The organism is Petrotoga sp. HWHPT.55.6.3 (assembly GCF_002895495.1).
In the GTDB taxonomy this organism is placed as follows: domain Bacteria; phylum Thermotogota; class Thermotogae; order Petrotogales; family Petrotogaceae; genus Petrotoga; species Petrotoga mobilis.
This window is the reverse complement of sequence record NZ_AZRJ01000006.1, coordinates 115,914-134,809: the sequence shown is the minus strand read 5'-3', so window position 1 is coordinate 134,809 and position 18,896 is coordinate 115,914. Positions and strand designations below refer to the sequence as shown.

19 protein-coding genes and 1 riboswitch are annotated in these 18,896 nt (G+C 34.1%); all 19 genes read right to left on the bottom strand.

Translation table 11 applies throughout. From position 1 onward, the window contains the following. Positions 1-38: 38 nt before the first annotated feature. Complete coding sequence (gene purH / locus X926_RS02370; RefSeq protein WP_103064834.1) at positions 39-1,565, bottom strand: bifunctional phosphoribosylaminoimidazolecarboxamide formyltransferase/IMP cyclohydrolase; 1,527 nt, start codon at positions 1,563-1,565, stop codon at positions 39-41. Positions 1,566-1,759: 194 nt separating this feature from the next. Continuing rightward, positions 1,760-2,341, bottom strand: a complete 582-nt coding sequence (purN, locus tag X926_RS02365; RefSeq protein WP_103064833.1) for a phosphoribosylglycinamide formyltransferase — start codon at positions 2,339-2,341, stop codon at positions 1,760-1,762. 25 nt (positions 2,342-2,366) lie between these two features. Then, complete coding sequence (gene purM / locus X926_RS02360) at positions 2,367-3,338, bottom strand: phosphoribosylformylglycinamidine cyclo-ligase (RefSeq protein WP_103064832.1); 972 nt, start codon at positions 3,336-3,338, stop codon at positions 2,367-2,369. Positions 3,339-3,576: 238 nt separating this feature from the next. Further along, the gene (purF, locus tag X926_RS02355) at positions 3,577-4,941 is read right to left on the bottom strand and encodes an amidophosphoribosyltransferase (RefSeq protein WP_199171159.1); all 1,365 of its coding nucleotides are present in this window, start codon (positions 4,939-4,941) and stop codon (positions 3,577-3,579) included. 4 nt (positions 4,942-4,945) lie between these two features. Continuing rightward, entirely contained in the window at positions 4,946-7,129 is a 2,184-nt protein-coding gene (gene purL, locus X926_RS02350; protein ID WP_103064831.1) for a phosphoribosylformylglycinamidine synthase subunit PurL, read from the bottom strand. Continuing rightward, a complete protein-coding gene (gene purQ, locus X926_RS02345) occupies positions 7,107-7,781 on the bottom strand; it encodes a phosphoribosylformylglycinamidine synthase subunit PurQ (protein ID WP_103064853.1) in 675 nt (224 codons plus the stop codon). The genes purL and purQ overlap by 23 nt, the downstream gene beginning before the upstream one ends. A 14-nt stretch (positions 7,782-7,795) precedes the next feature. Next, the gene (purS, locus tag X926_RS02340; protein ID WP_103064830.1) at positions 7,796-8,068 is read right to left on the bottom strand and encodes a phosphoribosylformylglycinamidine synthase subunit PurS; all 273 of its coding nucleotides are present in this window, start codon (positions 8,066-8,068) and stop codon (positions 7,796-7,798) included. Further along, the gene (gene purC / locus X926_RS02335; RefSeq protein WP_103064829.1) at positions 8,065-8,781 is read right to left on the bottom strand and encodes a phosphoribosylaminoimidazolesuccinocarboxamide synthase; all 717 of its coding nucleotides are present in this window, start codon (positions 8,779-8,781) and stop codon (positions 8,065-8,067) included. The genes purS and purC overlap by 4 nt, the downstream gene beginning before the upstream one ends. Continuing rightward, on the bottom strand, positions 8,771-9,190 hold the full coding sequence (locus X926_RS02330; RefSeq protein ID WP_103064828.1) for an AIR carboxylase family protein: 420 nt from the start codon (positions 9,188-9,190) through the stop codon (positions 8,771-8,773). The genes purC and X926_RS02330 overlap by 11 nt, the downstream gene beginning before the upstream one ends. 81 nt (positions 9,191-9,271) lie before the next feature. After that, a riboswitch (purine riboswitch) is annotated at positions 9,272-9,373 on the bottom strand. A gap of 81 nt (positions 9,374-9,454) precedes the next feature. Continuing rightward, positions 9,455-9,907 (bottom strand): arsenate reductase ArsC, encoded by a 453-nt coding sequence (locus X926_RS02325; RefSeq protein WP_103064827.1) that lies wholly within the window; start codon positions 9,905-9,907, stop codon positions 9,455-9,457. After that, positions 9,900-10,352, bottom strand: coding sequence for a flagellar export protein FliJ (gene fliJ, locus X926_RS02320; protein WP_012209736.1), 453 nt, complete (start codon positions 10,350-10,352; stop codon positions 9,900-9,902). Before fliJ ends, X926_RS02325 begins: the two co-directional genes overlap by 8 nt. Before the next feature lie 28 nt (positions 10,353-10,380). Further along, entirely contained in the window at positions 10,381-12,018 is a 1,638-nt protein-coding gene (locus tag X926_RS02315; protein WP_103064826.1) for a sigma-54-dependent Fis family transcriptional regulator, read from the bottom strand. A gap of 29 nt (positions 12,019-12,047) precedes the next feature. Continuing rightward, a complete protein-coding gene (locus tag X926_RS02310) occupies positions 12,048-13,010 on the bottom strand; it encodes a 4Fe-4S cluster-binding domain-containing protein (RefSeq protein WP_103064825.1) in 963 nt (320 codons plus the stop codon). A 50-nt stretch (positions 13,011-13,060) separates the two neighbouring features. Beyond that, complete coding sequence (locus tag X926_RS02305; RefSeq protein WP_233186657.1) at positions 13,061-13,930, bottom strand: radical SAM protein; 870 nt, start codon at positions 13,928-13,930, stop codon at positions 13,061-13,063. Then, positions 13,914-14,675: a ribonuclease III gene (rnc, locus tag X926_RS02300; RefSeq protein ID WP_012209731.1), complete on the bottom strand. Its 762-nt coding sequence runs from the start codon at positions 14,673-14,675 to the stop codon at positions 13,914-13,916. Before rnc ends, X926_RS02305 begins: the two co-directional genes overlap by 17 nt. Then, positions 14,672-16,597: a transketolase gene (locus X926_RS02295; RefSeq protein ID WP_369973668.1), complete on the bottom strand. Its 1,926-nt coding sequence runs from the start codon at positions 16,595-16,597 to the stop codon at positions 14,672-14,674. Before X926_RS02295 ends, rnc begins: the two co-directional genes overlap by 4 nt. Positions 16,598-16,599: 2 nt before the next feature. Beyond that, positions 16,600-16,749 carry a DUF2905 domain-containing protein gene (locus X926_RS02290; protein WP_233186661.1) on the bottom strand — a complete coding sequence of 50 codons (150 nt, stop codon included), beginning with the start codon at positions 16,747-16,749 and terminating at the stop codon, positions 16,600-16,602. Positions 16,750-16,983: 234 nt separating this feature from the next. After that, positions 16,984-17,811, bottom strand: a complete 828-nt coding sequence (locus tag X926_RS02285; protein WP_199171157.1) for a regulatory iron-sulfur-containing complex subunit RicT — start codon at positions 17,809-17,811, stop codon at positions 16,984-16,986. A gap of 23 nt (positions 17,812-17,834) precedes the next feature. Beyond that, positions 17,835-18,875: a hypothetical protein gene (locus tag X926_RS02280; protein WP_103064821.1), complete on the bottom strand. Its 1,041-nt coding sequence runs from the start codon at positions 18,873-18,875 to the stop codon at positions 17,835-17,837. Positions 18,876-18,896: the final 21 nt, after the last annotated feature.

Genomic DNA, 18,896 nt, shown 5'->3' with positions numbered 1-18,896 from the left:
AAAAAATGGGTGCTTTGTATACTAAAAATTTAAACAAATTATATATGTTTGAAATGTCTCATTCCCGTAAATACCATGGCTATTCCATATTTGCTACACGCCTGAATAGACTCATCATCTCTGATTGATCCTCCAGGTTGGATTATCGCTTTTATTCCATATTCTGCAGCCTTTTCTACCACATCGCTAAAAGGGAAAAAGGCATCTGAAGCTAAAACGTCCCCTCCTTTATCCTTACTTCTTTCTAGAGCTTGCGTAGCAGCCCAAATCCTGTTGGGTTGGCCAGCCCCTATGCCTGTGGTAGCCTTGTTTTTTGAAACCACTATTGCATTTGATTTTACGTGTTTTACCGCCTTCCATGCAAACAAAAGTTCTTCTTTGATTTCTTCTGATACTTTAGTTTCTGTTACAACCTCAAATTCGTTTATAACCCGTTTATCAACTTCTTGAACGAGAATCCCTCCATCAACTGATACATATTCATACGTATCAATAGGCTTAGAATTCATCTTCAAAATTCTTAAATTCTTTTTCTCTTTTAAAATATCTAAAGCCTCTTCATCGTACTCTGGAGCCATTATTATCTCAAGAAATATTTTCTTTAGCTCAAGTGCTGTTTCAACATCAATTTTCCTGTTAAAAGCAACTATTCCACCAAATATTGAAACAGGGTCGCATGAATAAGCCTTCTGGTATGCTTCTATAACACTATCTCCCAAAGCAATACCGCAAGGAGAACTGTGTTTTAAACAACAACATGCTGTATCTTCAAATTCATTCACCGCTTTCCATGCGGAATCGGCGTCTCTTAAATTGTTAAAGGATAACTCTTTCCCGTTTAATTGTTCAAATGAAGTCATAGCCCCAGAAGTTAAAGTATTTTTATAAAAAATGGCACTTTGATGAGGATTTTCACCATACCTCATTTCATAGTTTTTTTCAAATGGAACCGTTAAAAATTCTTGAAAATCATCCTTATTTGTTAATTGAGCATTTAGATAATTACTTATACAACTATCATAAAAGGCGGTCAAATTAAAAGCTTTTGAAGCTAAGTACAATCTATAATTCTCATCTAACTCTTCTGGTGTCTTTAATTTAGCGGATATTTGTTCCAAATCAGATTCATCTACTACTACAATTACATCTTTGTAATTTTTCGCCGCAGATCTTATCATTGTTGGTCCGCCTATATCTATAAATTCAATCAACTCATTCATGTCAACATCGCGTTTGTTAGCTACTTCTACAAATGGATAAAGATTAACATAAACAAGATCTATCGGTGTTATCTTTAAATTTTTTAAAGTTTCCATATCTTGGTTGTTCTCTCTTCTTGCAAGAATACCTCCATGTATAAAAGGATTCAAAGTTTTAACTCTTCCATTTAATATCTCAGGAAAATTGGTGATTTCTCCAACGGGGGTAACTTCAATGCTGTTCTCTTGAAGTTTTTTAGCGGTTCCACCCGTTGAAATAACATCAATTCCAAGTTCTTGAAGAGTTCGCGCAAAATCAACTACTTTATCTTTTTTGTAAGTACTTAACAATGCTCTTTTTATCACTCTAATGCCCCCCTATGTCATTTTATTTTATTAAATTATCTTTAAAAACTCTAAACTTACTTTAAAACTTACTTTAGCGCCCCTTCGCCCCGCAGCCCACCCATAAGGATAAAGGAATATGGCTTCGTCCCGCTCCCCACCCATATAAGAAAAGGAATCAGTGCCTTGCCTCTCAGTCTATCTAAGAGTCTATACTATTTTCTATTTTCGCAAGAATTGTTCAAGAGTTTCTCAATTACTTGGGGATAATAGTGATGCTCTAACTTATGAATTTCTTCCTCCAACTTTACAAGATCCCAATTTTTGTCTACTTTTAACTTCTTTTGTAATATGATTTTCCCAGTATCAACTTTCTCTTCTACGTAATGAATTGTTATTCCTGTATATTCTTCTTTATTATTATACGCTCTTTCTATTGAACGTAAACCAGGGTATTTCGGCAAAAGAGAAGGATGAATGTTTATTATTTTATTGGCATAATATCTAACTATATAGCCTGGTAAGATTCTCATGTATCCTGCTAGTACCATTAGATCAAAATCTAGATCTTTCAAACGATCAAAAAGATAATCATTGAACTCTTTTTTTGATTTGAAAGTGCTATAATCTATTATTTCATAATCTATTCCCAATATTTTTGCTCTTTCTACTACCTGAGCTTCCTTGTTATCCGTTATCAATTTAATTATACTAATTTTTTGAGATTTCGAAAAATATTTACATATAGCTTCAAAATTTGTCCCGTTACCTGAGGCTAAAATTACTATCTTTTTCACAGTATATCGCTCCTAAAAACGTTTTTTACTGAATGATCCTAACTTTTTGGTTTGAATCGTTTGCCCTATTCACTTCTCCAATAATGAAAAAATCTTCCTTCAAAACAGATTCCAATATTTTTGTAACTTCAGAAAGATTGTCTTCAGAAACAACATAAATCATACCGATACCCATGTTGAAGGTTTTGAACATTTCTTCATCAGAGACACCTGACTGTTTAATACTTTCAAAGACAGAAGGAATCTCCCAATTAACCTTTATCTCTGCACAACAACCATCAGGGATTATTCTGGGCAAGTTATCGATTATTCCCCCACCTGTTATATGAGCAGCACCTTTTATATAATTAAGCAACGTTAAAGTGTGTTTAACATAGATTCTTGTAGGGTTTAAAAGTTTTTCTGTGAAGGGAATTTTTCTTTCATCCAGTAATTTTCTAACCAAAGAATAGCCATTTGAATGTATCCCAGAAGAAGAAAGACCAATAAGCTTATCACCTGGCTCTACCTTTGAATAGTCAAATATATTATCTTTTTCAACTATTCCAACGGCGAAACCAGCGATGTCTTCACTCTTGTTTTTAAAAACACCCGGTAGTTCGGCTGTTTCTCCACCTAAAAGAACACACTCATATTCATCTAAAATATTTTTTAAATGTCGAATGAAAGTGACAAAATTATTCTTATTTAAGTGTGATGTAGAGAAATAATCTAAAAAAAATAAAGGCTTTGCACCCATGCAAACCAAATCGTTTAAATTCATAGCCACCAAATCTTGTGCAGCTATATCCCATCTTCCATACTTTTTTAACAATTGAAGCTTTGTACCTATTCCATCGGAAGTAGCTACTAAAAAAGGATTTTTATAATTAGATAGCTCATCTTTCAAAGGAAATATCCCAGCATAAGCACCTATATTGGAGCCAATAAAAGATCTGATTTCTTTAATTGATTCGTTAGCTTTGTCTATATCTACACCAGAGTTTTTATAAAACATGGATTACCTCCCAAATTTTGGTTATAGTGTCTTCTATGAAATTTGCTCCCCTTCGCCCAGCTGCCCACCCTTTTTATGAAGGGACCTGCGGTCCCTAAAACTGGCTGAGGGAGGGCTCCGCCCTGTGACCCTTTTTAAAAGCAGATTTTTTTATTAATTGTTTGCATGGTTTTCATGTAAGCCTTGTTTAGTCTTTGTTAGCGACCCTTCGCCCCGCTCCCCAATAATTTAAAAAATTTTAATCTTTTATAAAACAGTGAAAACAGTAATTATTTCCCTTTTCACCTAAAGAAGCAAGTAAATTCTCCAAAGTAATAAAATTAAGAGAGTCTGCATTAAGAATTTCTCTGATTTCTTCAACCGTTTTAGTTGCGCAGATTAATTCTTCTTTCGTAGGGATATCAACCCCCCAATGACACGTATTAACTACCATCGGAGAGGCTATCCCTATATGAACTTCTTTAGCTCCATTCTCCCTTAGCATCTTCACTATATGTTTCATCGTTGTTCCTCTCACGATAGAATCGTCTATTAAAATAACTCTTTTGTTATCTATTACTTCTTTAACCGGTAAAAGTTTACGTCTGACTCCCAACTTTCTTTCTTGCAGATCTGGATCGATAAAAGTTCTTCCAACATACTTGTTCCTCATTAACCCCATTTCTAACGGAATACCAGATGCTTTTGAATATCCTAAGGCAGCAGAAAAGCCGCTATCCATTACCGGAACAACTATATCAGCATCGACAGGATTCTCTTTTGCACACAACTCTCCCAACTTTTCACGCATTAAGTGTACATTATCACCAAATATATTTGAATCGGGTCTTGCGAAGTAAACGTGTTCAAAAAAGCAAAACTTATTAGGACTATTAGAAGATATTAAATGACTTTCTATCTTTCCATTTTTTATTTCAATTAATTCACCGGGCTTTATTTCTCTAATTTTAGCATTTCTAAGAGGAAAAAATTTGAAAGCACTATCTTCCGAAGCTATATAAATTCCATTTTCAGTTTCACAAATACTTAACGGTCTGTATCCGAAAGGATCTCTAAAAGCAATGATTTTATCTGTAAAAAGAAAAAGTAGTGAGTAAGAAGGAGATATATTTTCAGCAATTAACTTACCTATTTCTTCACTTTTCCAACTTGAAGGAAAGCCTTTTAGCTTCTTAACTAAAAGATGGGGAAAAAGTTCCGTATCTGAAGTTGTCATAAATATGGAGCCTTGCTCTTCGTATTTCTCTTTCATTTCAGGACCATTTTCAATTTGACCGTTGTGAGCTATGGAAAAAAATTCATTTTTATACTTTATACTAATTGGTTGAGCATTTGTGAAATTAGAGACCCCTTTCGTTGAATATCTTACGTGCCCGATCCCAAAATAACCGTTAATTTTTTTTGATACACCACCCCCGAAAACTCTATTGACTACGCCTTTGCCCTTATAAGTTGTAATTTTGGTACCATCTGACACCGAGATCCCTGCAGATTCTTGGCCTCTATGTTGAAGTGCCAAAAGACCTTCCACAATTCTGCCACTTACGTTGTACTTTTCGGCCTTTGAATATGCGGCAAACAAACCACAATTCTCCATCAACATTCTATTATTCCTCCACACTTTTCGAGATACTATCGAAATAGATACTTTTCAATTCTTTTAAATCAAAATATGCACTCCCGATATCGATACCGTCATCACTGGATTTTATTTCTCCCAATTTCTTAAAGTTGATATTAGATGATTTTGCCATATCCTCAAATGTACGGGAATCTTTACTCCTAACAGACACGATGAACCTGCCCTGATTCTCTCCAAAAAGTCCTTCTATGGAAGCATCTAAAATACCTTTAAAACCCCGATTACTCAATATACAGGACACCGCCAAAGCAGTGAGCAAACCGCCTTTTGAAACATCATGCACACTTTTTGAAATACCTTTTTCTATTAGATCTAATATAAAGTTTTGCAAATATCTTTCATACATTGGATTTACAAAGTCTATCTCTCCACCTACAAACCCTTCAAGAACTTTTAAATAAAAACTACCACCTATCTTATCAACATTGATATCTGTTTTTCCAATTAAATATACTACATCACCACAATCTTTGAACTTTAGGTTAACTATTTTTTTTATATCTTTAATTTCCCCAATCATACCAATAACTGGGGTAGGGAAAATCGATGTTTCATGATACGAATTGTAAAAACTGACGTTACCACTAACCACTGGGGTAGAAAGTTCTTTTGAAGCTTCAATCAAGCCTTCAATACTTTTTTCAAATTGCCATGATACTTCGGGATCATCAGGATCACCAAAATTAAGGTTGTCTGTGATAGCTAAAGGCTTTGCACCAACAGAGATTAGATTTCTCGCAGCTTCGTATACAACGTTCTTTGTACCCTCAAATGGATCTAAATAGGTGTAAAGTTCGTTGCTGTCAATCGTAACAGCAATAGCCTTTTGAGTTTTTTTTAACCAAAGTACAGCACTATCGGCTTGTTCTGGTATAAATATTGTATTCGTTTCAACTTTATAATCGTACTGTTGATATATCCATTTTTTACTAGATATGTTGTGGTTTGACAGTAATATCTTTAATATTTTATCTATATCCTTTATCTTTGTCTTTGGGTATTTTTTTGCTTTGTTCAATATATAAGTAGAAGGAATGGTGTTGTTCCTATAATATTCAGGGGCGTTAACTAAGATATCTATTGGAAGATCAGCAAGAACCTTGCCTTCGCTATTTTCTTTCACAACGTAATGAGGGGTAGAAATTGTTTTTCCTATAACTGCAAAATCGATCAAGTACTTATTACATACGGCTTCTACTTCTTTTTCTTTACCAGGATTAACCAAAAAAAGCATCCTCTCTTGAGACTCAGAAAGCATTATTTCCCAAGGTTCTATATCCTCCTGCCTTTTCGGTATATTATCTAAATAAAGTTCACAACCAACTCCACCCTTATAAGCCATTTCAGAAGTAGAGCTAAGAACACCAGCAGCACCCATATCTTGACAAGCTCTTACCCCTTTTATTTTCAATATCTCAAGTGTCGCTTCGATTAGATTCTTTTCGGTAAAGGGATCTCCAACTTGAACAGAGGGCCTGTCATCTTTTCCACTCAATTTTTTTGATGCAAAAGAGGCTCCATGTATTCCATCACGTCCAGTTTTAGATCCTACATATACAAGAAGTCTATTAGGACCATCAGCATGGGAAGATGCCAAATGATTTTTGTTAGCAATACCGATACACATCACGTTTACCAAAGGGTTTGTTGAATATATTTCATTGAATGAAGTCTCTCCACCAACCGTAGGAACACCGATGGAATTACCGTAATCGCTTATACCTGAAACAACACCTTCGAAAATGTTCTTCACCTTTGGATCGCAAATATTACCAAATTTTAACGAATCTAAAAGTGCTATGGGCCTTGCTCCCATAGCTAATATATCTCTAACTATCCCACCGATACCAGTGGCTGCGCCTTGATAAGGTTCTACAGCAGAAGGATGGTTGTGACTTTCAACCTTAAAAACAACAGCTTTTCCCCCAATCTGAACGTATCCTGCATTTTCGCTTTCATAAGATTCATTAATTTTTTTGAGATAATGTTTAGAATGCTTGTAACCACAATGTTCAGACCATTGAGCAGAAAAAAGATAGGTTTCAAATTCGTTGGGTATTCTCCCCAACTTTTCTTCGATGAGATCAAATTCTTCTCTTGAAATACCTAATTCCAATGCTATCTCTTTAATTGTTAATTGATTCTGCACTAGACAAATACCTCCTGATAGATTGAAAAATGTAATTACCATCCTCATTACCTAATACACTATGACAAGCTCTTTCCGGATGAGGCATTAAACCAAAGACATTGTATTCTTCATTTATTATGCCTGCTACATCGTCAAATGAACCGTTGGGATTCTCTTTATACTTTAATACAATATTTTTAGGATCAAGCTTATTATCATTGATATATCGGCCTTCTTTGTGGGCAATAGGTAAAATTAAAATCTTTTTTTGAACATCATTGATAAACGGTGTATCATAATTTACAACTTCAACTTCAACATCTTTACATATGAATCTATGAGAGGTGTTAACGGTTAATGCCCCGGGTAATATCCCTGCTTCTGTTAGTATCTGAAAACCATTACAAACCCCTAAAACCAATCCTCTTTTGTTCAATATATACTTCTCTACAGAGCTCATTACGGGAGAAAATCTTGCCAACGCCCCAACCCTTAAATAATCTCCATAGGAAAACCCTCCTGGAATAAAAACCAAATCAAAATCCAGTAATTGATTGAAATCATGCCATATGTATTTTGTATCAAAACCGTTAATCGTTAAAGCAAAATTTGCATCCCTATCACAGTTTGAACCAGGGAAAACAATAACTCCAGCAGTTAACGAATTCACATTTTTCACACTATTCACTTCCTATTCATATCTATGATTTCATAATCCTCTAAAACAGGATTGGTTAAAATTTTATATGCTATTTCTTTAGCTTTATCTTTAGCTGTTTCATAGTTATCTTCTTTTATTTCTAACTCAATAATTTTTCCAAATCTTACACTTTCAACGTTGTAATTCAACCTTCTTAAAACCTTGAAAGTAGTAGCTCCCTGTGGATCTAAAATTCCTTCCCTTAACTTTACTTTTACTTCAAACCGGAAGGTTTTCTGCTCCTCTTTAATCATCATATATCTAACCTCCCAAGTAATACTTCGTAGGCGTTTATGAGATCCCCTTTATCTTCTCTATACACATCTTTGTCAAGAGATTCCATAGTATTTGCGTCCCAAAAACGGCACGTATCAGGAGAGATCTCATCGATCAACGTAACTTTGTTATCGTTTTTACTGATTCCGAACTCTAATTTAAAATCCACCAAAATAATTCCTTTAGATTTTAAATAATCACTTAAAATATTGTTGACTTTTTTAGAAATAGAAGTGATTTCATCCAATACGTTTTCTGTGGTAATTTTCAAAAGAAGGATAGCATCTTTGGTAATCATGGGATCCCCTAACTCGTCATTTTTCAAAGAAAATTCAACTAAAGGATAATCAAACATCAATCCCTTTTTCACTCCATATCTCTTACAAAAACTACCGGCAGTGTAATTTCTAATTATAACCTCAAGAGGAATTAAATCTGTCCATTTTGCAACGAAAGAGTTTTCATCGTAATCGTTGATGTAATGGGTATTTATACCTTGATTATTCAGCATTTCAAAAAAGAACTTAGAAATTCCTTTGTTGATTTTTCCTTTGTTAAGGATTTGATCTTTTTTTAATCCGTTGAATGCTGTCACATCATCTTTGAATTCTATCAACAATTTCTTCTCATCAAACTTGTATACTTTTTTGGCTTTCCCTTCGTACAAAAGCAAAAAATTTTCATTATTTTCCATCTCTTTCACCTTCTATCAACCTTTTTGCAAAGTATGCAGCATTTTTCATCCCACTACTTCCAATTCCCATGGTTGCAACAGGCACCCCACTAGGCATCTGTACCATAGAAAGTAATGCATCTATTCCATTTAAAGGGCCTACATCTCTAGGGACGCCAACAACGGGGAGATTAGTCAATGAAGCAATTACACCAGGCAAGGCAGCAGAAAGACCGGCAACAGCTATTATGACACAATATTCGTTACTTGGAAGTTCTTCGATAAATTTTGTTAGCTCTTTCAAATTTCTGTGAGCACTAAACACCTTATAGTCGTAACTTATCTTCCATTCTTCAAAGAGGTCAATGGCTGTTTTTACAAAAATCTCATCTGATTGACTTCCAGATATCAAAAGGACTTTCTTACTCAAAGTTATCTCTCCTTTTTTAAAATGTTGAAATAAAAAATCCTACCTCTCATACAGTAGAGAGGTAGGATATTGAAATACAAAATCTCACACCCCTCTTACTGTAGTCAAACAGTTTACGGCTGTTTGGTAGAAACTGCCGAACCTTATTATCGGCATTATACAGAAAGAGGTTTTTTCTTTATTAATTTTTTTATGAATTTATTATAGCAAACAAACTTTAGCTGAAGGTTAATTCTTTGAAAAAAAGTAAATATAATAAAGTAGTTACACTCGAAAATTATCTTTTATATTAGAGTATTTATCAGTATTTTCCACGAAATCAATTATCTTTTTTTCTATTTGATCCCTTACCTTTCGAAATACTTCTAACTGTTCTTCTTCAGAACCTTTGGCAGCGGCGGGATCATCAAAGGGCCAATATAGCCTTATACTAACGCCCGGGAAAAAAGGACATTCTTTTTCTGCTTTGGAACAGACGGTTATTAGAAAACCAAACCTATCGTTCAAGTATATATCCAAACTTTTTGAGTATTGCTCGGACATAGATATTCCTTTTTCTTCCATGACTTTTATGGTCAAAGGATGAATTTCACTTGCTTCTAAACCTGCACTGTAAGCCTCAAACTTATCATTTCCGTATTTTTTCAAAAATGCCTGAGCCATCTGACTTCTTGCAGAATTTCTCGAACACAAAAACAAAACTTTGATCTTATTCATAATTCTCCTCCCTTGGTTGATGGTTTAATCTAGCAATTTCATCTAGTTCTTTTATATTCGCCCTCTTTTCCTGAATTTTAAATTCGTCAAATCTTTTATCTTTAAGTTTTTGAAGGATATCTTTTTCGTTCTTGGCCTTTAAATAATTTTGTCGGGCAATTTCTTCTTCTTGCAGTTTTTCATGTAATACTAAATGTAGTTGTGATAATTGCTCATTTAAATGATTTTTATACTCTATCATGTTTGATAATTTAGTAATCGATATGGTATCTTTTACTTCTTTTGTAAATTCATCTGAAAAGGTATCAATCTTATTGCTAATCTGTTTGATTTCGTCTTCAACTAATTGCCTTTGTTTACTTTTTTTACCCAATTCCATTCTTGCATTATCTTCTAAAATTTTTTTTAGGTCTTTCAATCGCTCTAGACGAAATTCAAACTTCAATGTTCATCCCCCTATTCACATAAAAATTTCACTTAATTCCGTATCTATCCAGCTTATAATAAAGGTTCCTAACGGTTAAGCCTAATTTTCGGGCAACTTCTGTTTTATTACCGTGACTTGCTTCAAGGATTTCCAGAATTATCTTTTTTTCGAAATCTTCTGTCATTTCCTTAAGCGTTCCTGTGACTTCTTCAACCTTTTCTATCAAATCGGGAATGTGCGTGGAAGTAACTATGGAATCGCTGTTGTCCATTGCCAACATAGCCCGGTCAATAACGTTTTCCAACTCTCTTATGTTCCCAGGCCACGAATAATTCATCAATTTCTTCAAGGCATCTTCAGTAAATCCATAAACTATTCTTCCATACTTTCTATTTAGATTATGTAATAGTTGCTGAGCAAGTTCAGGAATGTCTTCCTTTCTTTCTCTTAACGGTGGAACTTCTATATTTACTACTGAAATTTTGTATAAAAGCTCTTTAGAAAATTTACCCAAACCAGAAAGAATCTTTAAATCTTCAGTAGTTGCAAAAATGAACCTAACATCAGGAATAAAATCGTAATAATTGGTATCAAAAACATTGTCTTTAAGGAAAGCTAAAAGTTTTCTTTGCATTTCTATATCCATGAGATCAATATTTTCCAAAAAAAGGGTCCCTTCATTCGCTTGTGCCAGATAGCTATTCTCCCCAAAAAGGTATTCTTCTTGTCTTTCTCTTGGGATCAAAGAAAAGTTTAATTTGAAATACGGTCCCTCTTTCCTCGCACTTGCGTTGTGAATAGCTTGTGCTAGTACCTCTTTCCCTACTCCAAATTCGCCTATTAATAAAAGGTTGACGTCTACTGAGGCTACTTTACTTGCTTGGGCAACAACATCTTTCATAATTTCAGATTTAACGACTAAATCATCAAAGGTATGTGTGGCACTTTCTTTTTTCAACATCCTTTTTGTAGCTTCTAATTCGTTTATCAATCTTTGAATTTCGGAAATGTCATGAATAACGGCGACGCTTCCCTTAAACTCATTTTTAACAAAAAGTGGGGTAACGCTTGCTACTACTTCTTTTTTGTTCGTGGCTAATCTTTTTTTTACATTGTATATAGGTTTTTTCTCTTTTGCACATTGAATATGTAAACTTTCACCTTCTGCCAAATCTATAGTTGCAGGTTTACCAATGACCTCTCTTGGTGTTAATCCTGTGATTCTTGTGTAAGCTCTGTTGACCATAGTCACACGACCTTCTTGATCTGCGACAGAAATTGCATCTGAAGTGGAATCAATTATGGAACTCAGTAGAGCTTCCATTTCTCTTAAATTAGTGATCTCTTCAGCTAACTTTTGTAATGTAGTGATATCTCTAAAAACAGCGGCAACAGCAATAGTTTCATTATTATCATTTTTTATAGGGATACGAGAAGTTAAAATTACTTTATCCCCTAAACTCTGTAGTTTGTCGAATTCTGGTTCACCTGTTCTTAAAACAACGTGCAATCTAGTATTAGGAACATTTTCAACTACATTTTGTCCAATTATTTTTTCTTTATCAACACCTAAAACCCTACAGGCGGCATCGTTTATGTAAAAAATTCTTTCCCTTTCATCTATTGCCATTACTCCATCTTGTAACTGATCAAGAACGTACCTCATTAGTTCTATTTCTTTCATGAAATCACCCCTCGGATAGTCACCAATGTTTATTGTGACGTTGAAAAAACTTCATTATCTTCTTTTAAATTGTGAGTCTGAATCCAACCATTTTCAAACCCTAATTCATACAAATAATCGACTACTTCCTGATATTCTGATTTATATAAATATCTTGATAACTTTTCAAAATTTTTAGCCTTATAAACCGGAACATATTGGTCCATTAAGCTGACATGTATCTTTTCCGAGATTTCATACTTTAAGAATTTTAAGGCTTCTTTTGCTTGGTTTATTAAATTCGGTAATACTAGAATACGAATTATTATTCCTCTTTTTAAAATATTAGACTTTTCATCTACCAGAAAAGTTTCTCCAATTTGACGATACATCTCTTTAACAGCTAATTTGGCATTACTCCAGTAATCTTTTACCCCTGAATATCGTTTACCCACAATATTGCTAGTATACCTTATATCAGCCAAATAAATATCAACGACATCTTCCATTAACTTCAAAGTCTCTATACTTTCATAAGATGAAGAGTTCCATACTATAGGCAAGCGAAATCCCCCTTCTACTGCATATATTAAAGCATCAAAAATAAAAGGTAAGTATGGAGTTGCTGTTACCAAATCTAAATTAGCGGCCTTCATTTCATTCTGCAATTTTAAGAAAATTTCTCCCAACTCTTCAGTAGAAATCTTCTTTCCGAAACCCAACTGACTGAAATTGAAATTCTGACAGTACACACATCTCATCGTGCAATTGCTAAAGAAGACACCACCTGCACCATTTTCTCCTTTTAATACAGGCTCTTCTCCCGGATAAAGAACGTATTCGGAAATTTTTATTTCATTCCCTACCCTACAAGATCCCACATTTTTTAGCCTATTTACTTTACACTGACGAGGGCAAAGATCACATTCTTCTAAGCGTTTGATCAAATAATCACGTCTTCTATGAAGTTCACCTGATTCATATAACTTCATGTAAGAAGGTAAAATATCCATTCTACAATATACCTCCACTCATCATGCAGCCTTTTAGAAACTCTAAAACTTTATATAGCGCCTCTAGCCCCGCTCCCCACCCGACCGTTGGAGGAGAACGCACAACATTCGTAACTATAGCTAATCTGGAAATTTTCTCTTTCGGCTTTTTCTATAACTTTGCCGATAGGTTGAACAATTTTATTTACAATACCCAAAAGCTCGGTTTGTAGTTCTTCTCTATATTTCCCTTTAGGATGCATACAACCTAAGGTTAACTTTTTATGTGAAAAATCGTTTCTTACCCTTGAAAGAAAAGAAACAACTTCAGCCACTTTTGGAGGTTGATAAGAATAGAATTCAGTTCCAACCGTGGGTATAAAAACTAGAAATATAATTTCATCTATCCGATCTCCAAATTTCTTTAATTTTTCAATTGCTTTTTGTTCATGAGAAAATTCTCCTTTATTCAAACCTATGGTAATATGTGGTTTAACAACGAAATCATTATTTACAAGTAATTCGAAAGAAGTCCACATCTTATCATAATCAAATTCCCCATAAACCTCTTTTACCGTTTGCTGATCTCCAACCAGATCAAAAGATACGGTATCCGCGATCTTTTTTAAAACATGTATGTCACTTTCATCTACGTACCCTGTATGCACGTTGTATTTCAAATTGTATTTAGTTTTTAGAGTATATAGTGTATCGGCAAAATTAGTAATTGGGACCTTTCTATCTTCCAATAATCCACCACTAATTAAAAAAGAAGTGAACCCTTTTTTTACTAAATCTTCAATATCTTTTACTCTTGCCATATTATTTAGATAATGGCGGCCACAATGTTTGCAGTTCAGGTAGCAATAATTCGCTGTTAGTGAAACTGAAGATGTGTTCTTTAAAATAACGAATTCAATTTCTTTAATCAACGACATCATTTCCACCAATAGAATCCAAAAACTTCTCACAAGCAATTTTTGCTGCTAATTGTTCCGCAAATTTTTTTGAAAAGCCTTCGCCTATTCCTAGTATCTCATCATCTAATTTTACTGCTACCTTGTATCTTTTCATATGTGAGGGCCCAGAAGCACTCAATAACACATATTCAGGCAATTTTTTTGTTTTTTCTTGAGTTAATTCTTGTAACTTCGTCTTATAATCGAGAAAAATATTCCCTTCAACAGCGTTCTCGATGTACTCCTTCATGTTTTTTATAATATACTTCTTTGCCTTTTCATAACCGCAGCTAAGATAAATACAAGCAAACAAAGCCTCCATAGTATCAGATAAAATTGACTTTTTCGTTCGCCCACCTTGTTTGTCTTCACCTTTACTTAAAAAAATAAAGTCGTCTAACCTCAACTTTAAAGCAACTTCTGCTAAAATAATTTCGCTTCCTATTATAGCCCTCGCCTTTGACATTTCTCCCTCAGAAAGGTGATAATTATTGTAAAGAAACTCGGAGATAACTAACTCTAAAACGGCATCTCCGAGAAATTCTAACCTTTCATTAGAATCAAGTTTTCTTTGAATATTTTCGTTGTCAAAAACGTAGGATTTATGACACAACGCTTCAAACAACACGCTTTCTTTCACGCATGGTGGCAATAGGAGCTCCTTTTTTGCTTTTTTTACATTTTGTTCCTCTTGCAAGGTTAATTTTAAATCATCCTCATGCTTCATTTGCTCTCAATTAATCCTTTCATCTTTTTTACTAGCGATTCTACATCAAATCCATGAACCCTTAGCAAATCTTTGATTGTTCCAGACGGTGCATATTCTTTTAATCCCATAGGTTCAAAATAAGAAGGTTTCATAGAATTTTTGATCATAGCTTTTGACAGTTCATTTGACAAACCATTTTCTACGTTGTGATCTTCTAAGGTTAATACTATAGTATTGTCTACGTATTCTTTCACTTGAGTAAGGTCAAAATCTAAAGGAGTCGGTACACCAATGACTGTAATATGTATATCTTCTTCTTTCAACTTATCAGCAGCTTCCACCGCTAAATGAGCGAAGCTTCCGTATGTGAATACTGTTAGGTCTCTACCTTTTCTAAAAACATCCAACTTCCCATACTCGAAGTTATAATCGTTATTGTAATAAACGTTACCCTCTTCATCTAACAAGATTGGCAAGGAGGACCTTCCCATTGCAATCACAAAGTTGCCAGGAACTTTGGCAGCATACCTAATCGCTTTATCAGTTTGATTGGCATCACAAGGTACGATCAATTTAGTATGGTATAAACTTCTGACTATCCCAATATAATTAACTTCATGATGAGTCTTACCATCTTCTCCAACATCGATACCACAGTGGGTGACAACAGTCTTTAAATTAGTGTGATTAATATCGTTTAATCTTTGCTGATTAAATGCCTCATCCAAGCCAAATACCCCAAAATCAGCGAAAAAAGTTAATGCTCCACTAACGGACAATGCTCCTCCAATGGTGGCTGCGTTATGCTCCTCAATACCAATTTGAATATAACCTTCGGGATTGACTTTTTCAAATTTTTCCAAATTAACGGATGGTTTCAGATCACAATCGATCGCAACTACTGGAAAATTCTCCATGTTCAGTTTCGCAAGATCAGCAATAGCGTTACCAAAAGCATTACGATTGGCAACCTTTTCTCCCTTGCCATATACTATAGGTTGTCCTGTCTCAACATTTAATTCAATATTTGGATAACTTAGTTTATCCCTAGTTAAAGCCATATTTTTTCTTTTTTCAATGTACTTTTCCACATCGTTTTCTAAACCTAATTCTTCTAAAGCTTTACTTAGCTGTTCTTTAGTGAGTGCTTTACCGTGATAGGTTGGGGTGTTTTCCATAAAAGAAACGCCTTTCCCTATAATCGTCTTAGCTACAATCACAGTTGGCCTTAATGGTTCATTTTCAGCTACTTCTAAAGCCTTATTGATTTGATCAAAATTGTGTCCATCGATTTCTATAACGTTCCAGCCAGCCGCTTCATATTCTCCAACTATATTTACTGATAAGATATCTCTGGCTCTTCCGGATATTTGAATATCGTTGTAATCAAGTAACACTATTAGGTTATTTAAGCCTTCTTTTATGGCAGTTCTTCGAGCTTCTGCAATTTGCCCTTTTGAGCTTTCTCCATCACTACTAAATACGTAAACTCTATAGTCTTTTCCCCTCTTTTTCGCTGCCAAAGCCATTCCTATCCCAGCTGATAAACCTTGACCTAAATTGCCTGTTGACCACTCAACACCAGGTATTCCACGGGTAACATGCCCTTCAAATATGCTCCCAGCATATCTGAATCCTGAAATAACTTCTTCTATGTCTACAAAGCCCATCCTTGCTAAAGCCACATAGAATCCTGGTGAAGTGTGACCATGACTAACCACGATCCTGTCTCTATCTGGATTAAACGGATCATCTGGGAATATATTTGCCCTATTTAAAACCGATAAAAACATGTCAATAGAAGACATAGACCCTGCGGGGTGACCAGAATTAGCCACAGTGGTCATCTTCAATATATCTCCTCTGGCGATAACCGACAAGTTTTTTAGTTCTTTTAAATTTTTTTTCAACGAATACACCTCCAAGGAATTTACATTCATTATTAGAAAAATCTTCGAACGATAATTGATAGTAATGTGACTAATCCACTAACAATAAGCATCGTTGTAATAGGAATATATAAAACGAAATTTTCTCTTTTTATTATTATATCTCCGGGGAGTCTACCAAGTTTTATATTAAATGCAAACATCAACCCTATTATTAAGAACAAAATACCGATTGTTATGAATATAGCTGCAATTGTTCTCATATGATCATGAAAAACTACTGCGGCAGAGTAACTATTCCACTAATGAAAGGAATGCAGTAGTTTTTCTCACTCCTTTCAGGATATTTAATATCCATATTCAGCCCTTCTTTGAAATAACCTTATCCATCTTCTCACAACCTTTCCGCCTCCGTCGTTAGACGGGGGCAGTTGAACTTAAGAATCACCATTGTTGAAATAGGAAAAAGGAACTTTGATTAAGATTGGTTGATTTTCTTCTATTACTTGTAGCGAGACTTCTTTCAAGAACACGTTGACCGTTACAACTCTAGCTGGCTTTCCATCGTATTCTATTGTAGAGTTCTCATTTGGCACATTTTTAAGGACTTCTTTATAAAAATCATTTTCATATTTCAAACAACAAAGAAGCTTACCACATCTACCCGAAATTTTAGCTGTGTTAATCATCATCTGTTGGGTTTTAGCTAGCTCCATCTTTATAGAAGAAAAATCTCTCAGAAATCTGCTACAACAAGCCTCTTGTCCACATAAGCCAATTGATCCAATCTTCTTTACTTCATCCCTAGCTCCTACTTGTTTAAGTTCTATTCTTGTTTTGTACCTTTTAGCTAATATCTTTACCAATTCTCTGAAATCGATTCTAACATCGGAACCAAAGTAAATTACCAATTTTGATCTATCAAAAGTAAAATCGGCATCAAGAATCCTCATTTTTAATCCTAATTCTCTAACCATCTGTTTTGCATATTGTGCAACTTCTTCGGCTAGTTTAACATTGTCTTCTACTTGTTGTTTGTCTTCGTCTGAAACCCTTCTAATAATTGAGTTGGGTTCATAGCCTATTTCTTCAAACCTCATTGTAACAGGGCCCAACACAACCCTACCAACTTCTATTCCATTTTCTGTTTGAACCAAAACATAATCAAATATATTGATTTTTTCGATTCCTATATAATTATAGTAATATATGGGACCTAACTTTTCCAATTCTACCCCATAAACTTCAGCTTCAAGATCTATCAAAAGATTTCACTCCCATTGTATTATTATTTAATGGTTCTAATAAAGCATCTTTTAATTCTAAAAAAATGGGTAAATATTTCCATTTCAAAGTTAAAGTTAGCCAATCTCATCGTAGATACCCTATTCAAATATGATATATTATCTTTAATTTGCTCTAAATTAACAATATGTTCATTTAAGCCAAAGAAATAAACTAACGAGTTGTTCCAAAAAAATTTCCATTTGGAAGAATTCAAAAATACCATCGCATCTCTCAACAAAATAGCACCTAAAGAAGATATATTACTTAAAAAAGATAAATTTTCAACATCATTTTTTATTTGAGAAATATTTTTTATTAGATAAAAGAACTCTTTATCGTCTGAATTTATTAATATATTCCACAATTTATAATATGAAAGAGAAAACTTCAGTTTGTTGTATGGCAAATCAAGAGATAATTTAAAATTGCTTATCAATTCATCGATATTGTTGGATGAAAAGTTAAGTACCCTCTCTACCTCATCTTTAACTTTAGAAACATCGGTACTTTCATCGTTCAGAAACAATAAAACCCCCAAATCATAATGTCGGAAAAAATTGAAATAAATCGCTATTTCACCATATTTGCGATTAATATTTTCAACCAAAAGTGAAGGGATCGAAAGATCATACCTTATAAAACGACTTTTTATGGTTGGCAACAAATAATTCCATCTCGTAGTAGTTCCAAATACTAAAGCATATTCTGGAGGCTCTTCGATTAATTTGAGTGCGGCATTTGCTGCTTCTATGTTCAATCTATCAATATCCTCAAAAAAAACAACCTTCACCTTTGCAAAGTTAGGTTTATACATTAAAAACTCTTCCACATCCCTAACTTGCTCTATCTTAATATTTCCACCAGAAGGTTTAATAATTAATGTATCTAACTGATTGAAAGCTGAAACTGAATTTAATAATTCATCTCTAAAATTATTTAAAATAAAATTATCTTCTGCAACAAAACACATGGAACTTGCCTTAATTACTTCTATTTTCGATTGAATTTTTTCTATTGTATCATAAAAAAATGAATCACTCAAAAAAAACACCTTCTATACAAC

Excerpts from the sequence above, each read along its gene's own strand:
- purM (WP_103064832.1), bottom strand. The coding sequence starts at position 3,338 with ATGTTTTATAAAAACTCTGGTGTAGATATAGACAAAGCTAACGAATCA.
- purF (WP_199171159.1), bottom strand. The coding sequence starts at position 4,941 with ATGTTGATGGAGAATTGTGGTTTGTTTGCCGCATATTCAAAGGCCGAA.
- purS (WP_103064830.1), bottom strand. The coding sequence starts at position 8,068 with ATGATGATTAAAGAGGAGCAGAAAACCTTCCGGTTTGAAGTAAAAGTA.
- purC (WP_103064829.1), bottom strand. The coding sequence starts at position 8,781 with ATGGAAAATAATGAAAATTTTTTGCTTTTGTACGAAGGGAAAGCCAAA.
- X926_RS02325 (WP_103064827.1), bottom strand. The coding sequence starts at position 9,907 with ATGAATAAGATCAAAGTTTTGTTTTTGTGTTCGAGAAATTCTGCAAGA.
- X926_RS02315 (WP_103064826.1), bottom strand. The coding sequence starts at position 12,018 with ATGAAAGAAATAGAACTAATGAGGTACGTTCTTGATCAGTTACAAGAT.
- X926_RS02310 (WP_103064825.1), bottom strand. The coding sequence starts at position 13,010 with ATGGATATTTTACCTTCTTACATGAAGTTATATGAATCAGGTGAACTT.
- X926_RS02305 (WP_233186657.1), bottom strand. The coding sequence starts at position 13,930 with ATGATGTCGTTGATTAAAGAAATTGAATTCGTTATTTTAAAGAACACA.
- rnc (WP_012209731.1), bottom strand. The coding sequence starts at position 14,675 with ATGAAGCATGAGGATGATTTAAAATTAACCTTGCAAGAGGAACAAAAT.
- X926_RS02295 (WP_369973668.1), bottom strand. The coding sequence starts at position 16,597 with ATGAATGTAAATTCCTTGGAGGTGTATTCGTTGAAAAAAAATTTAAAA.
- X926_RS02290 (WP_233186661.1), bottom strand. The coding sequence starts at position 16,749 with ATGTTTGCATTTAATATAAAACTTGGTAGACTCCCCGGAGATATAATA.